Origin of the sequence: Streptomyces amakusaensis, from assembly GCF_039532665.1 — a bacterium.
Lineage (GTDB): Bacteria > Actinomycetota > Actinomycetes > Streptomycetales > Streptomycetaceae > Streptomyces > Streptomyces amakusaensis.
Genome location: NZ_BAAASB010000009.1, coordinates 40,332 through 53,714, shown reverse-complemented (window position 1 = coordinate 53,714; position 13,383 = coordinate 40,332). Strand labels below are relative to the sequence as shown.

The window sequence follows — 13,383 nt, the reverse complement described above, 5'->3', positions numbered from 1 at the left end:
GCCGCAGTGGCAAGGGATCGATGAACCGTGAGGCTTCCCTCGCAGCCCACCCCGTCCGGTGCGGCGCCACCGGCTCCGGCCGACAGCTCGCGCTCCTCCTCGGAAGCCACCCGGCTGCTCTGCGGGGGCGTCTACCTCGACCGCGCCTTCCAGCGCGGCGTCGTGAAGGAACTGGTCGAGCGCGGTGAGAGATCGGTGGCCCCGTCGGGTGGCGTCGACGCGACCGCGGTGCTGGCACACGCATTGCGCGCGAGCAGACTGGAGTACCGGACGGGGCGTTGGATCGTTCTGCTCTGGGGGCTCTTCCTGCTGGTGGAGACGGCGGAAAGCGATTTCGGCCGGATGGCCGAGTGGAGCCTGTCCGAGGCATACGGTGTGCGCCTCACTCAGGAGAGTCTCCACCTTCCCGGCATCGTGACGTTCTTCCTGGACCCCCCCTTTATTCCCATCGGCCCACCCGTCTCCGAGCCCGGTTCCTTTGCATGGGTGCTGAGCTACGCCGTCCTGAGTCTGCTGCTGTGGCTGATCAACAGCATGGCCGGCCACGGCAGCGGCATGTACTCCAGGAAGTTCCTGACATTCACGCCCCGGGGCACGTTCACCCTGCGGTTCATCGGGCCCGTCGGCCTGCTGTATGCGTACTGGGTGTCGGCGCTCGCCGCCGTCTGGAACAACTCCGCGCACTGGGCGGCGGTGGTGTTCCCGCTGTTGCTCTCCATCCCCGTGTGGGCGCATCGCCGCGCTGTCGAGAGGGTGGTCTGCGAACAGCTCGGCCGGACGGTCTTCCCGACGCGGCCCCGGGAGGAGATCAGCGGGCCCGCCTGGCTGCGGAGGATCGGCCGGTCCATCGACCGGGAACAGCGTTCGAGCATCATCCTGTACGACCCGGACAGCCCGTTCGCCGGGCTGGGCCAGGCCATGGAGCCCTGGTCGATGGTGATCGGACTCGACCCCGAGCCGGGTGCCGAGCCCTTGCCTCTCACCACCGCCGAGGTGCTGGACAGCGTGAAACGCGAGCTGGACGCTCTCACACGGAGCCCGGTGTCCTCGGCATCCCCGGCGAGCCGGAGTCGCATCAGAGACATGGAGATCGATGAGGTGGTCTACCTTCCGGCGGGGCCGCCGCGGGATGAAGTCGATCACGGGGAGGACGCGGCGGCCAAGCAGCTGAGCGAATCGATCGGGGAGGGAGGCGAGGCCAGGCGGCATTTCCTGCGGATCCGGGTCGGCTCCTCGGAACTCCAGATGGTCTCCGTCCTGGTCGGGGTGCAGACAGAGGGCGAGACGCTGGCCGTGGAATTCGTCCCGCATGTGCTGGGCCCGCTGAAGCCGCATTTCGGCCGAGTCGACGACCTGGTCGGGGAGGGCCGCGATTTCCCTGCGCTGTCGGTGGGCCGTGCCCTTCTCGTCGCTCCGGCGGCGGGAGTACCGGCGGTTCTCTCCGTCCTGGCCTCGGCGGCCCGCGCGGCCACCACGATGAGGCTGAGGCTGAAGCATGGGGGCACCCGGGCGGTGGTCCCCTCCGAGGGAGCCGTGACATCCGTGCGCGAAATCGCCGCGTCGCAGCAGGAATCGCTGTTGCGGGATTTGGATGCCAACCGCACTCTCAAGACGATTCAGGACCGTGTCGCCACCGGGGTGCTCCGGACCATGAAAGCGAAGGGATATCGAACGGGGCAGCTGGAGCAGCAGGTTGTCCAGGTGAGTAATGGAGGCATCTACATCACGTCCATGCAGGGGGGTGCGGTGGCGTCCGGGTCGGGTGCCCGTGCCCGGGGCACTCGCGCCATGGGCGCCGGCAGCAGCTCCCTCCGCTCGGGGCGTGGGGTGAAGGCGGCCTTCCGGAGCAACCGGTGACAGGACCTCAAAGGACAGTCCGGCTCACGACCGGAACGAAGGACGGAAAGGAGTTCGCGATGAGCGGGGAGACGAGCGGGCAGGACGAGAGGGACGGCGGAGGCCAGGACCCCGGGACCGGCGCGAATCCGGTCGGCACGGACACGGCCGGCGCCGAGCCGCCGGGAGGCATCGTCATCGGCGAGTTCGCGGGAGGAGCCGTGGCGGCGGGGAGGCAGGCGACCGCCGAGGACAGCGGGAGAACACTCGGCACACGCGACACCCGTACGCAGTCCCCCGCGGTGGTGGCACCGCTCCCCGGTGGCATCTCCATCGGCCTGATGACCGGTGGGGCGGCGGCCTCGGGCCCCGGCGCACGAGCCACCGACCGGTCGGAGCAGTTCATCGAGGCGACCCCTCAACTGATGGAGGCGCTGGCGCTGCTGCGCGGCGAGACGGGCGAACTGCGGGAGGAAGCCGCTCTGGCCGAACAGGAGGTCCGGACAGACGGCAGGGTGGAGCAGGGGAGGCTGCGGAGAATCGCTTCCCTCTCAGGCGTCGCCGCCGCGGCCGTGGCAGGTCAGACGGCGGCCGGAGTGGCCGCCGAGACCATCATGGGAATGCTGGCATGACCAAGTGGGACGCGGAGAACCAGCAATGGGACCCCGTCCGGTCTCAGGAGATCCACCGTGACCGCGCCGGTGTACTGGAGCGGAGGCTGCGCGCGGCGGCCATCGCGCTGGCGGCGGTGGTCCTGGGAACCGTGACCATCGGGGGCATGGTGCTCACAGCACAGCACCTCTGGTCATGAGCGCCCCTCCGGGACACCGACACCTTCCACCCGAGCTGAGCCGTCCGATCACTCGGGCCCGGAACCACCCGCGGTATCGCGTCGCAGTAGTTGCCGGACTCCGTGAACAGGTCGGTAACCGAACGCGTTCGCCGCGGCGGTCGAGTCGTACACCCGGTCCAGGCGGTCGGGCACCGGCCAGCCCCGGTCGCGGAATGCCCGGACGACGTCCGGAGCCCGTTCGGCGAGGACCGCGCCCGCGTCGCGGGACAGGGCAGGACAGTCCTCGCGGTGGAACGGGTGGGGCCCGGAGATGTTGAACCTGCCGGTAACGGTGGGGTGTGCCACGGCCAGAACCCCCGCCGCCGCCACGTCGGCGACGTCGACCGCCCGGTGAAGAAGGTGGCGGGCCCGCACCGGCGGCGGCTCCGGAAAGCATCGCGATATGCGCAGCGTGACCGAGGGAACGGCGCAGTCGGCGACCAGCTCCTCCGCGGCCAGTTTGGTCTCGTCGTAGATGTCCCTGGGGAGCGGGGTGAGCCGCTCGTCCACCCAGACGGCACGGTCGGTGGGCTCCAGGGCGTGTCCGTAGACACTCGTGCTGCTGATGTAGAGGACCCGCCGGGCGCCGAGGCGGTCGGCGTCGTCGAGCAGGCCCGCGGTCGCATCGACGTTCACGGCCCGGAACTCTTCATCGGGCAGGCGACCGACATGGGGGGCGTGCAGCGCCGCCGCATGGACCAGGACATCGGCCGACCGCGACGCGGCCCGTCGCACCGGCCGGTCGCGCAGGTCCCCGACCACACTCGTCCAGCGGCCGGGAATCCGGTCCACGCCGCGGACCGCCCAGCCGGCCGCGTCCAGCGCCTCGGCCAGGGCCGCTCCGACCTGCCCCGAACTTCCGGTGACCGTAACCCGCCCAGCGGGGGCCCTTCTCGTCGCTGAGTGCACGCGTTCGACTGTACGGCGTGGAACCGGTCTCCTGAGATGGAACAGCTGAACGCGGTCGACGGGACGTCAAGCGGCATGAGATCCGGCGCGAGCCGCCCTGCTCAGTGGCGCGAGCCGGCCGCGAGCGAGGTGAAGACGGACCACGCGGCCGGGGACACGGTGAACGGGGGCAGGGAGGTGTCCTTCGAGTCCCGGACCAGGACGGCATCGGCACTCACGGCGACCTCGACGCAGTTGCCGCCACCGCCATCGCTGTAGCTGCTCTTGAACCAGGTCAGTTCCGTGGTGCTCATCATGCTCCTCGCATCTGCTCCAGCAGGCTCGTGGTGGCCTGATGGCTGAGAGCCTGTGCGCGCATCTTGCCATAGCGCTGCTGCATGGCGCTGACAGCTTTGGGGTCGGTGATCAAGATGCTGTTGCCATGAGCTTCGATGTAGCCGATCCAGCGGTTCTCCTCCGTCTCGGCGAGGTACATAGGCCCTTCAAAACCGGAGTGGTCCTCCTGGTGCAGGGGCATGATCTGGATCTCCACATTGCGGAGACGGCCCTTGGCCAGCAGGTTGTCCAGCAGGTCCCTGGTCACCTCGGGTCCGCCCACTCCACGCTCCAGCAGGGCCTGCTCGATGATGAAGCTGAAACTGGTGTTCGGGAGGTCCGTCAGCAGGCGCTGCCTGTCCAGACGGGCTGCCACCCGTTCCTCGAACTGCTCCTGTGTCGGGGGCGGCAAACGGCGCTCGAAGAGCGCCCGGATGTAGGACTCGGGCTGCAACAGGCCGGGAATCACACTGCACTCGTATGTGCACAGAGCGATCGCCTCCTCCTCGATCCCCGCCCACTGCTGGAACCATGACGCCAGCCCCTTCTTCCGCGTCAGACTCTCCGCCGCCGCCGCGAGCACCCGCGCCGCCGACGCGCCCAGTACCTCCGCCGAGCGCTCCATCAGGTCACTCGGTGGGAAACGTTTGCCCTGCTCGATCTTGGCGATGTAGGCCACCGAGTACTTCACCCGGGGGGCGAACTGCTCCTGAGTCAGATGGGCTTCGTCCCGTAGTGCTTTGAGTACCGCGCCGAAGGTCTTGAGGCTGTCGGACAACTCCGGTTCGCCGGCGCGCCCGGTCCCGGCTCCATTTTCCGCCGCCATAGCAGCCTGCCTGCCTTTCGTACCCGTACCTGTACCCGACTGTTCTGTCCGGTACAACGCTGACGGGCAACATGGTTACGGGCAGTGACTCACCCAGTCCAGTGAGTCAACCAGTACAGGCCGATCTGTATCGGTACGCCGGGACATCGATTTCTGTACCGGCGGCGTCCCTGTTCACCAGGGAGGACGGCGCGGAAATCTACGCTCATGACTTCCCCTCACATCCCCGCACTGATCCCTGCCCCCGCCTTTGTCCAGCGGCTCTCCGCAACGCGGCGCGGCGCCCGGCTGGCGCGGCTGCTCGCCGTGCATCAGCTCACCGAGTGGGGGCACCCGCTCGGGACGGAGTTCTCCGACCGGGTGGCGCTGGTGGTCGCGGAACTGGCCTCGAACGCGGTGCTGCACGGGCGGGTGGCCGGGCGGGACTTCATGCTGCGGCTGATCTCGGACGAGGAGCAGGGGTTCGTCCGGATCGAGGTGTCGGACGCGCATTCCGGGCTGCCGGTGCGGGCCGCCCCCGGGCCGGACGAGGACCGGGGGCGCGGGATGGTGCTGGTCGAGGCGCTCGCCGACCGGTGGGGTGTGGGTGACCGGGTGGGGCCGGGGAAGACGGTATGGGCGGAGTGCGCCCATCGGCCCCACCCGGACGCGGGCGGAGTGGAGCAGGAGGTCCGGGGGGTTACAAATGGAGCCGTCCGGCGGCGAGCACGGACAGAAGGTCGTCACGCTTCGTATAGCCCGGGTCCCACTGGCGCTTGACCTCCCGGGGCGTGGAGTCGAGCAGCGCCCGGCCTGGCGTCTCGATGGCTGAGAAGGTGGCTGAGAACATCATTTCCCCCTAGCTCGGTTTTACGTTAACAATTCACCCGTGGCGCTTTACGCAGCGGCCCGATCAGCCCTGCGCGATGCCCATCCCGGTCCGAATCGACTGGATGCCGTCTTTCAGCGGGCGATTCGCCGTGCCCGCACAGACACAGCGAAAGCCCTTGGCGGTACGGTGATGAAGCCTGTCGCCGCGAGGGCGGTGGGCTACGGGGACGGACCGGGCGAATCGCCCTCTGAGCAGCCGGAGTTGGCCCCTCTGGATCGCCCCTTTAATCTCAGCTAATCTGGCACGGCCGCTGTTACAGAGTCAAGCCCAGGCCAATCGCAGAAGGGAGGCTGCCATGGCGGAAGACGGGTTCAACCTGCGCCTGAACAGGCTCTTCGAAACGATTCATCCACCAGGTCGTGGTCCGTACACGAACCAGGAAGTCGCCACACTGCTCCGCGAACGCGGCGGCCCCTCCCTTTCCCATGTCTACTTGTGGCAGCTGCGGACCGGCCGGCGGGACAATCCCACGAGACGGCATCTGGAGGCGCTGGCTTCGTTCTTCGGCGTCCCCGTGACGTACTTCTTCGACGACGACGTCGCGGAGAAGGTCGGTGCCGAGCTGCGGTTCGTCCGGCAGTTGCGCGAGAGCGGTGTGCAGCGGGTGGCCACCCGGGTCGCCGGGCTGTCGCCCCAGAGCATGGAGGAGATCCTCGCCGCGATCGACCACATCCGTGAGAGGGAGGGCAGACCGGCCCTCGCCGACGACGAGAGCCCTGGCGAAGAGCTGTGAGGAGGACCCGTGAGACGGCCGGACCGGTTACAGCGCGACTGTCGCCGCTTCGTCCGTGACCTGGACCTGCCGCCGGAGGAGAGCGTCCGGGATCTGATCCCCGTCGTCGAGGAGTTGTCGGGGTACCCGATCCGGCTCCTGCCCGCCCCCTCGGACGGCGGGCGGGAGGGGCTGTGCGGCATGTGGCTGAGGACCACGGAAGGCATCGACTACATCTTCGTCGACGAGGGAACCAGCCGGGCGCACCAGGACCACATCCTCGCGCACGAGATGGCCCACATCCTCCGCGACCACCAGGGAAGCCTGCCGCTGCTCCCGCCCGCCTCCCTGCCCGAGCAGAATCCGGTGGCCGACCGGCTCGTGACCACCATCGACCCGGCGGTGGTGAAGATGATGCTGGGACGCACCAGCTACGAGTACCGGGACGAGCGGGAGGCCGAGCTGATCGGCTCCTATCTCCAGCGCCATGTCCACGGCCGGGGCCCCGGCCGGAGCGCCGGGGGCCACGGCCGGGTGGCGGAGACCTTGCTCAGAGGGAACCCGCTCCGAGGGAAGAGGTAGAGCCGGTGCAGCAGTTACTCCATCCGCTGTGTCTCGCCCTGGCCGTCAGCGGCTTCCTCCTTCTGCTCTGCCCGCCGAGACAGCTGCGGCGGGACCCGGCCCTCGCCGCGCTCGCCGGTGTCTACGGCTTCTCCGCCGTCTCCTTCCTCGTCTCCATGGAACCGGTGTGGAGAGTGCTGGACGATCTGACCGGCCGCCCCTCCACTGGCATCCTCGTCGCGTTCTGCTCCGTGGTGGCGCTGCTGGCCCTCCAGCCGGTCGTCCTCGCCCACTGGGCACTGCCGCCGGAGAGGGCCCGCAAGCACAGCCGGGTGTCCCTGGCGGCCGGGGCGCTCGTCGTCCTGGCCCTGACGGTGCTCTTCTTCCAGCTCGCCCCCGCCGGCCGGACGACCCCGCAGGGCTTCACCGCCAACTACATCCACACCGGCGCGTATCAGGCGTATCTCGCCCTCTACGCCGTCGTCTACCTGATCGGCGAAACCGTCCTCGCCGTGGGCTGCTGGAAGGCCGCCCGCCGGACGGACCAGGTGTGGATCGCCCGTGGGCTGCGCGTCGTCGCGGCCGGAGCGGTGCTGACCTTCGGCTACAGCGCCGTCCGTCTCGCCGGGGTCGGGGCCGCGCTGTTCGACCTCGCCCCGCCCCCGCCCGCGGCCGAGAGCTTCGCCTGGCTCTGCGCCGACGGCGGCACCACACTCGCCCTGACCGGGTTCTTCATCCCGACCCTGGCCGTGCACGCCGTCCCGCAGGCACGGGCCTGGCGGCGCGCGCGCCGCGACCACCGGAGCCTGGCCCGGCTGTGGGACGCGCTGCGCAAGGCCGTGCCCACCATCGCGCTCCAGCCCGCCCGTCCGGCCTCCCTCCCGCTCGTCTGGAACACCGGCTGGTATCTGTACCGGCGCGGTGTGGAGATCCGGGACGCCCAATGGGCGCTGCGGCACCGCCTGGAGGAGTCGGTGCGTCACGCCTCCGAACAGCGCCACCGCGCGGCCGGTCTCACCGGCGAGGAGCTGGTCGCCGCCGTCACCGCGGACCAGCTCCGCGCGGCGCTGGGCGTCCACCGCCGCGACGGGACCCCCCGTACCCCGACCGAGTACGCCGACGCGGACAGCCGTGAGAGTCTGCGTACCCCGGACGACGATCTGCGCGCGCTGCTGCGCATCGCCGCCCACTTCTCCACCGCACCCGCCGAACAGGAGGCCGTTCTCTCATGAACCCGACCCACCTCTCCGCCGGCGAGCAACTGAGAGCCCTGGAGACGGGCGAGATCTCCAGCCGGGAGCTGACCGCCGCGCATCTGGAACGCATCGCCGCCCACCCGGAGTACAACGCGGTGGTCACCCTCGACGGCGACAGAGCGCTGGCGGCGGCGGAGGCGGCGGACGAGCGACGCGCGCGGGAACGCGGAGGGGACGGCGAGCGGAACGGCGAGCGGGCGGGCGGGGCGCTGCTCGGGCTGCCGGTCACCGTCAAGGACTCGCTGGAGACCGAGGGGCTGCGCACCGCCTGCGGGTCGACGGAGCTGGCCGACCATGTGCCCGACCGGGACGCCGACGCCGTGGCGCGGCTGCGCGCGGCCGGCGCGATCGTCCTCGGCAAGACCAACACCCCGCCGATGTGCCAGGACATCCAGACCGGCAATCCGCTCTTCGGCACCACGCCCAATCCGCACGACCCGACCCGTACGGCAGGCGGTTCCTCGGGCGGCTCGGCCGCCGCGGTGGCCTCGTATCTGAGTCCGCTGGCCATCGGCAGCGACCTCGCGGGGTCGCTGCGGCTGCCGGGGCACTACTGCGGCGTCCACTCCCTCCGTACCAGCCGGGGCATCGTGCCGGCCCGGGGGCACGTCCCCCGTCCGCCCGGCTGGCTCACGACCTCGGACATGCTGGCGATCGGCCCCCTCGCTCGCAGCGCGGCCGACCTCGATCTCGCGCTCGACGCCCTCGCCGGTCCGTCCCCCGAGGACAGCCCCGCCTGGCGGCTGAAGCTGCCCGCCCCCCGGCGTCGGCGGCTGCGCGAGTACCGCGTCGGCGTCTGGGCCGACGACCCGTACTGCCGTGTCGACGCCGAGACCCGGGCCCTGCTGGAGCGCGTCTCCAAGACCCTCCACGACCTCGGCTCCCCCGTCGACGACACCACCCGGCCCACCGACATGGCCTCCTCCGACCGCCTCTTCCAGTCCCTGATGTACGCCGGCTCCTCCGCGAGCGCCTCCCCCGAGGCCTTCGCCGCCGAGACCGCCGCCGCCGCCCATCTGACACCCGACGACCGCTCCCCCGGGGCCGCCTTCCTCCGGGCCCGCACCATGCGTCACCGCGACTGGATGCTCGCCCACGAGGAACGCCGCCAACTGCGCGAGCGATGGGCCGGCTACTTCGCCGACCTCGACGTCCTCATCACCCCCTCCGCCCCCACCGCCGCCGTCCCGGACCAGACCTCCCTCCCTCTCCCCGACCGCCACATCACCGTCGACGGCGAACGCCGCGGCTACTGGGACCAGACCACCTGGCTCAACCTCGTCGGCCCCGTCGGCCTCCCCGCCGCCACCCTCCCCGTCGGCACCACCTCCGACGGTCTCCCCCTGAGCATCCAGATCATCGGCCCCCACCTCCACGACCGGACCGTCACCCGCGTCGCCGCACTGCTGGACGCGGCGCTGAACTGACGGCCCGGCCGGGGCCGATGCCTGAAGCGGCTGAGGACGCGCGGGCGGCGCTGGTCGGGATCATCGCTCCGGTGGCGGCGGGCGGCGGCCGGCTGTACGGCCTGGCGGCGGGCGGGCACCCTGTTCCCGCCCGCCGGTTTCGTCGCGGGGGTGGCCGCTCTGGTCTTTCTCGGTATGCGGCGGCGCAGGGGCAGGATCAGCTCACTGGAGGCGGTTCGGCGGCTGAAGGCGTCCTGACGCCCTCGTGGAGTCTCAGTACGCTGCCGGCGTCCGCCGGCAGCGCCACCGCCGCGATGTACGGGTCGGGCAGGGCCAGGTCGTGGACGTGCCAGGAGGTCGGGGGGCCCTGGACGGTGGTGGTGAGGTGGGCCGGGGAGGGGGTGGCGGGGTGGGAGTCGAGGGCGGAGAGGTCTGTGGCGATGCCGATGCCGACGGCTTTGAGGGTGGCTTCCTTCCGGGTCCAGCAGGTGAGGAAGGCGCGGTCGTGGCGGGCCGGGTCGGGGGCCTGGGCGAGGTGGGCGCGTTCTGAGGGGGTGAGGACGCGGGCGGCGAGGTCTGGGGAGCGCAGGGGGCGCTGTTTTTCGACGTCCACGCCGATCTCGTGGGGGGCGACGGCGAGCATGACGCAGCCGGGGGTGTGGGAGATGCTGATCCAGAGGGAGTTGTCCGGGTGGGTGACCCGGGGCGGCCCGTGGTCGGGGTCGCCGCACTCGGGGCAGGGGCGGCGGCCGAAGGCCAGGCTCGCGGGGGGTGCGTCGAGGAGACGGCCCAGGGTGTGGCGTACGGCGGAGCGGTAGGCGATGTACTCCGCGGCGCGGTGCGGCGGGAGCCGGGCGGCGGCGGCGTGCTCGGCGGGGCCGAGGACCGAGGGATCGCCGGGGCGGTCGGGGCCCGAGGTGAGCCACCACCAGATGTCCACGGCGGCGGGCACCGCGGGCATCGCGGACGATTCGACTGTCGTGATCATGCCATCCACTTCCGTTGCCGCCCGCAAAGGGCCGTGAGGGCGCGCGGCAAGCCTAGCCGCGACGGTTGAGCGGGTGAAGCGTGTGGCACCTGCCTGCCAATGGGACGGGGCGAGAGATGACAGGACATCACGAGGTGTCACGGCGCGCCGAGTTGACACCCGATCCCATGACCATGAGTGACGATCGGGGCGACCGTCGGCGAGGTCACCGCGAGTCGGCGGCAGTTTCCTGCGAAATATTCACGCCTGGTGGCACGGGCCCATAAATTGAGGGTTGCCCTGTGTCCGGTGGCAGGTGTCACCCCCTCCCGTCGCCGCGACCGTCGCGAAATGCTTCACTCCGCTTTGCAGCGAGAGCACACAAGCCTCAAACTATACATTTCAGGCGGCACAAATACGCTGCCGCACTTATGCGAATACCTTTGCCCGGCGGATCCCGATAGACAATAGCGGGCCCCTTGTTGACACTTCGCCAAACAATCCTCATTGACCCTGGTCAGCATGAGGAGTTAGCCTCTATACGACGTTCAAACGTTCGAAACAACGGGCGGGGGACAGTGGTTAATCGGGAGTCCAAGTCGCTGCCGGGACCTCCGGAAAGGAACCCGGTGGACGATGAAGTCAGCCGGGCTTTATTACGGTTGCAAGAGCTGATGAAGTCCACCCAGGGCGACGGCGAGGAAGTCTCGGGAGCCGTTCGCGTCCTGGATTCCGGAGAGAGCGCGGTCGATGTCTCCGGTCAGCTGATCGACTCGGCCCGGTCCGATGTGGGGATCATCGTCCAGGCCACGGGCTCCGAGGTGGAGGCCATCGCGCTGGAGCTGCTGAGCCGTTCGGGACATCAGGCGCGGATGCGGCTGCTGTGCGCCGCCCATGTGGTGCACTCGAGAGCGTTCCGGGCCGCCCTCGCCGACTCGGCCCTCTCGCAGACGATCCGGGTGGCCGACGCCTGTCTGAGCGAGACCGTGGTGGTCGACTCCCGCGCGGCCGTGCTCTGGACGGACCGCCCGGGGGGCGGGCGGCAGGCGTCGCTCATCTCGGACGCGGCCTCCGCCGGGGCGCTCTCCTCGCTGTTCGCCACGGGGTGGCTGACCGCCGCGCCCGCGAAGCCCGGGGCGGAGGCCGGCCGGGCGCGCAGCGAGACGGGCCGGCGGATCCTGGAGTCCCTCCGCGACGGCCGCACCGATGAAGCGGCGGCCCGGGAGCTGGCCATCCCGCTGCGGACGTATCGGCGCTATGTCGCCGAGATCATGCGGGAGATCGACGCGAGTTCCCGCTTTCAGGCCGGGGCGCGAGCCGTGCAGCTGGGCCTGTTGCCTCAGGAGAGTGACGGAGCGAATCGCGGGACCACGAATGCGTAGGTCCGATCCGGCCGCACCGCCGGCCGGCGCGAGTGACTTGGGGGAAGAACCGTGGGGGAAGATTTCGATGCGGCGCTTGGGGAAGTTCGCGATCTCATCGACACCGCCGTGTCCAAATACCGGGAATGGGCGCGACGCAGCAGATTGGTGGTGCCCGTCGGCCCCGGTGCGGATGTGGTGAGACAGGCGATCGGACAGCTGATCAACAGCGCCCGGCACACCATCGACGTGGTGATCGCCTCCGAGAGGGAGGAGACGGTACGGCTGCTGGCCGCGCTCCGGAATCTGCTCGACACGGAGGGCAGCGCGGTGCGCGCCCGGGTGGTGTGCACGCACGCGGCGCTCGAACAGGGCGCGTTCCGTGAATTCCTGGGCCGGGACGACAGGCTCCAGATCCGGGTGGCCCGGGTGCCCTATCTGGAGACGATCATCGTGGACGGGGAGGTCGTGCTGGTGCGCACCGAGCCCGGCTGGAACGCCTCGCTGGTGCACGCGCGGCCCGTTCTGGAGGCGCTGCACGGGCTGTTCCTGAGCGCCTGGCGGCACGGCACGGTGCCGCGGGACCGGATCGACCTCGGCAGCGCGGACCGTCCGGACCTGGCCGCGGCCATCCTGGAGCGGCTGAACGCGGGTGGCACCGACGAGGCCGCGGCGCGCGAGCTGGGCGTCTCGGTGCGGACCTACCGCCGCTATGTCGCGGGGATCCTGGACGCCCTGGGAACCAAGTCCCGTTTCCAGGCGGGCGTCCTCGCGGCCGAGGCCGGGCTGCTCCAGCCCTCGCACCGCAAGGCGGCGGCGGCCGAGCCCCGGCTGTCGCCGTCCTCGTCCCACCGCCCGGCGCGCCCCGAGGCGGCGGTGCTCCGGCTGGCACACGGCGGCAGCGCGAAAGGGGCGGTCCACCGGCCCCTGAAGCTCACCCGGCTGACCCCCGGGACCGCCTCCTGCCAGTGAGAGCGCCCCGCCGCTGAGCCGCGGGCACCGGGCCGCCCGAAGGGATTCAGGTTCCCTCCGGGCGGCCTTCCGCATGTCCGGGCGGAGATACCCGGAGCAGGGAGACCCGGAGCCGGGGTGCCCGGAGCGGTTCCCGATGGTTGAACACATCCGGCGGCCGGAAAGTGTCAGCCCCGGCCGCCCACCGGGGTCCCGCCCCCGGCCGGTGGCAGCAAATGGTCACGGCCTTGAGCCTCTTTCCCCCGTCTGAATAGCATCGGAATCGTTCATTGAATTCCGACAAGGAAGCGGGAAACGACATGTCCTCGACCATCACGGAACGCCGCGAGACCATCAAGGAAATCGTCTGCGACATTCTGGAGATCGAGCCCTCCGACGTCACGGCGACGAGCCTCTTCAAGGAGGACCACGACGCGGACTCGCTGCGCGCCATCGAAATCCTCGCCTCCCTCGAAAAGACCTACAACGTCGTCATCAACCAGAGCGAGCTGGGCCGCATGGTGAACCTGGACGGTGTGTACGAGGTCGTCGCGGAAGCCGCCGACTGGAAGTAAGGCCG

Annotated in this window: 15 protein-coding genes; 11 read left to right on the top strand and 4 right to left on the bottom strand. The window is 70.4% G+C overall.

The window, feature by feature from the left end; genetic code table 11:
• Window positions 1–27 precede the first annotated feature (27 nt).
• The 3 genes from ABD371_RS17540 to ABD371_RS17530 are packed head-to-tail and all read left to right on the top strand — an operon-like array spanning window position 28 to window position 2,647.
• The gene (locus ABD371_RS17540; RefSeq protein ID WP_344477930.1) at window positions 28–1,857 is read left to right on the top strand and encodes a hypothetical protein; all 1,830 of its coding nucleotides are present in this window, start codon (window positions 28–30) and stop codon (window positions 1,855–1,857) included.
• A 59-nt stretch (window positions 1,858–1,916) separates the two neighbouring features.
• On the top strand, window positions 1,917–2,468 hold the full coding sequence (locus tag ABD371_RS17535) for a hypothetical protein (RefSeq protein ID WP_344477928.1): 552 nt from the start codon (window positions 1,917–1,919) through the stop codon (window positions 2,466–2,468).
• Window positions 2,465–2,647, top strand: coding sequence for a hypothetical protein (locus ABD371_RS17530; protein WP_344477926.1), 183 nt, complete (start codon window positions 2,465–2,467; stop codon window positions 2,645–2,647). The genes ABD371_RS17535 and ABD371_RS17530 overlap by 4 nt, the downstream gene beginning before the upstream one ends.
• A 48-nt stretch (window positions 2,648–2,695) precedes the next feature.
• On the opposite strand, the gene ABD371_RS17525 is transcribed toward ABD371_RS17530, so the two are convergent.
• From ABD371_RS17525 to ABD371_RS17515, 3 genes are all read right to left on the bottom strand, one after another.
• On the bottom strand, window positions 2,696–3,577 hold the full coding sequence (locus ABD371_RS17525) for an NAD-dependent epimerase/dehydratase family protein (protein WP_344477924.1): 882 nt from the start codon (window positions 3,575–3,577) through the stop codon (window positions 2,696–2,698).
• Between the two features lie 101 nt (window positions 3,578–3,678).
• Window positions 3,679–3,870 carry a DUF397 domain-containing protein gene (locus tag ABD371_RS17520; RefSeq protein ID WP_344477922.1) on the bottom strand — a complete coding sequence of 64 codons (192 nt, stop codon included), beginning with the start codon at window positions 3,868–3,870 and terminating at the stop codon, window positions 3,679–3,681.
• Window positions 3,870–4,718, bottom strand: coding sequence for a helix-turn-helix domain-containing protein (locus ABD371_RS17515; protein WP_344477920.1), 849 nt, complete (start codon window positions 4,716–4,718; stop codon window positions 3,870–3,872). Before ABD371_RS17515 ends, ABD371_RS17520 begins: the two co-directional genes overlap by 1 nt.
• A gap of 207 nt (window positions 4,719–4,925) precedes the next feature.
• On the opposite strand from ABD371_RS17515, the gene ABD371_RS17510 reads away from it, so the two are divergent.
• From ABD371_RS17510 to ABD371_RS17490, 5 genes are all read left to right on the top strand, one after another.
• Complete coding sequence (locus tag ABD371_RS17510) at window positions 4,926–5,477, top strand: ATP-binding protein (protein WP_381733961.1); 552 nt, start codon at window positions 4,926–4,928, stop codon at window positions 5,475–5,477.
• Window positions 5,478–5,884: 407 nt separating this feature from the next.
• Window positions 5,885–6,322 (top strand): XRE family transcriptional regulator, encoded by a 438-nt coding sequence (locus ABD371_RS17505; RefSeq protein ID WP_190123782.1) that lies wholly within the window; start codon window positions 5,885–5,887, stop codon window positions 6,320–6,322.
• A gap of 9 nt (window positions 6,323–6,331) precedes the next feature.
• On the top strand, window positions 6,332–6,883 hold the full coding sequence (locus tag ABD371_RS17500; protein WP_344477916.1) for a hypothetical protein: 552 nt from the start codon (window positions 6,332–6,334) through the stop codon (window positions 6,881–6,883).
• A 5-nt stretch (window positions 6,884–6,888) separates the two neighbouring features.
• Window positions 6,889–8,094 carry an MAB_1171c family putative transporter gene (locus tag ABD371_RS17495; RefSeq protein ID WP_344477914.1) on the top strand — a complete coding sequence of 402 codons (1,206 nt, stop codon included), beginning with the start codon at window positions 6,889–6,891 and terminating at the stop codon, window positions 8,092–8,094.
• A complete protein-coding gene (locus tag ABD371_RS17490) occupies window positions 8,091–9,545 on the top strand; it encodes an amidase (protein ID WP_344477912.1) in 1,455 nt (484 codons plus the stop codon). Before ABD371_RS17495 ends, ABD371_RS17490 begins: the two co-directional genes overlap by 4 nt.
• Window positions 9,546–9,741: 196 nt before the next feature.
• On the opposite strand, the gene ABD371_RS17485 is transcribed toward ABD371_RS17490, so the two are convergent.
• Window positions 9,742–10,512 carry a 4'-phosphopantetheinyl transferase family protein gene (locus ABD371_RS17485; RefSeq protein ID WP_344477910.1) on the bottom strand — a complete coding sequence of 257 codons (771 nt, stop codon included), beginning with the start codon at window positions 10,510–10,512 and terminating at the stop codon, window positions 9,742–9,744.
• 653 nt (window positions 10,513–11,165) lie between these two features.
• Between ABD371_RS17485 and ABD371_RS17480 the strand changes: the two genes are divergently transcribed.
• The 3 genes from ABD371_RS17480 (at window position 11,166) to ABD371_RS17470 (ending at window position 13,378) form a co-directional block, all read left to right on the top strand.
• Complete coding sequence (locus ABD371_RS17480; RefSeq protein WP_344477908.1) at window positions 11,166–11,873, top strand: helix-turn-helix transcriptional regulator; 708 nt, start codon at window positions 11,166–11,168, stop codon at window positions 11,871–11,873.
• Window positions 11,874–11,981: 108 nt separating this feature from the next.
• On the top strand, window positions 11,982–12,824 hold the full coding sequence (locus tag ABD371_RS17475; RefSeq protein ID WP_344477906.1) for a helix-turn-helix transcriptional regulator: 843 nt from the start codon (window positions 11,982–11,984) through the stop codon (window positions 12,822–12,824).
• A gap of 299 nt (window positions 12,825–13,123) precedes the next feature.
• Window positions 13,124–13,378, top strand: coding sequence for an acyl carrier protein (locus ABD371_RS17470; protein WP_190123790.1), 255 nt, complete (start codon window positions 13,124–13,126; stop codon window positions 13,376–13,378).
• Window positions 13,379–13,383: the final 5 nt, after the last annotated feature.

What these genes read in the sequence shown, in the direction of transcription:
- ABD371_RS17480 (WP_344477908.1), top strand. Translation starts at nt 11,166, where the DNA reads ATGAAGTCCACCCAGGGCGACGGCGAGGAAGTCTCGGGAGCCGTTCGC.
- ABD371_RS17515 (WP_344477920.1), bottom strand. Translation starts at nt 4,718, where the DNA reads ATGGCGGCGGAAAATGGAGCCGGGACCGGGCGCGCCGGCGAACCGGAG.
- ABD371_RS17470 (WP_190123790.1), top strand. Translation starts at nt 13,124, where the DNA reads ATGTCCTCGACCATCACGGAACGCCGCGAGACCATCAAGGAAATCGTC.
- ABD371_RS17485 (WP_344477910.1), bottom strand. Translation starts at nt 10,512, where the DNA reads ATGATCACGACAGTCGAATCGTCCGCGATGCCCGCGGTGCCCGCCGCC.
- ABD371_RS17510 (WP_381733961.1), top strand. Translation starts at nt 4,926, where the DNA reads ATGACTTCCCCTCACATCCCCGCACTGATCCCTGCCCCCGCCTTTGTC.
- ABD371_RS17490 (WP_344477912.1), top strand. Translation starts at nt 8,091, where the DNA reads ATGAACCCGACCCACCTCTCCGCCGGCGAGCAACTGAGAGCCCTGGAG.
- ABD371_RS17535 (WP_344477928.1), top strand. Translation starts at nt 1,917, where the DNA reads ATGAGCGGGGAGACGAGCGGGCAGGACGAGAGGGACGGCGGAGGCCAG.
- ABD371_RS17505 (WP_190123782.1), top strand. Translation starts at nt 5,885, where the DNA reads ATGGCGGAAGACGGGTTCAACCTGCGCCTGAACAGGCTCTTCGAAACG.
- ABD371_RS17530 (WP_344477926.1), top strand. Translation starts at nt 2,465, where the DNA reads ATGACCAAGTGGGACGCGGAGAACCAGCAATGGGACCCCGTCCGGTCT.
- ABD371_RS17520 (WP_344477922.1), bottom strand. Translation starts at nt 3,870, where the DNA reads ATGAGCACCACGGAACTGACCTGGTTCAAGAGCAGCTACAGCGATGGC.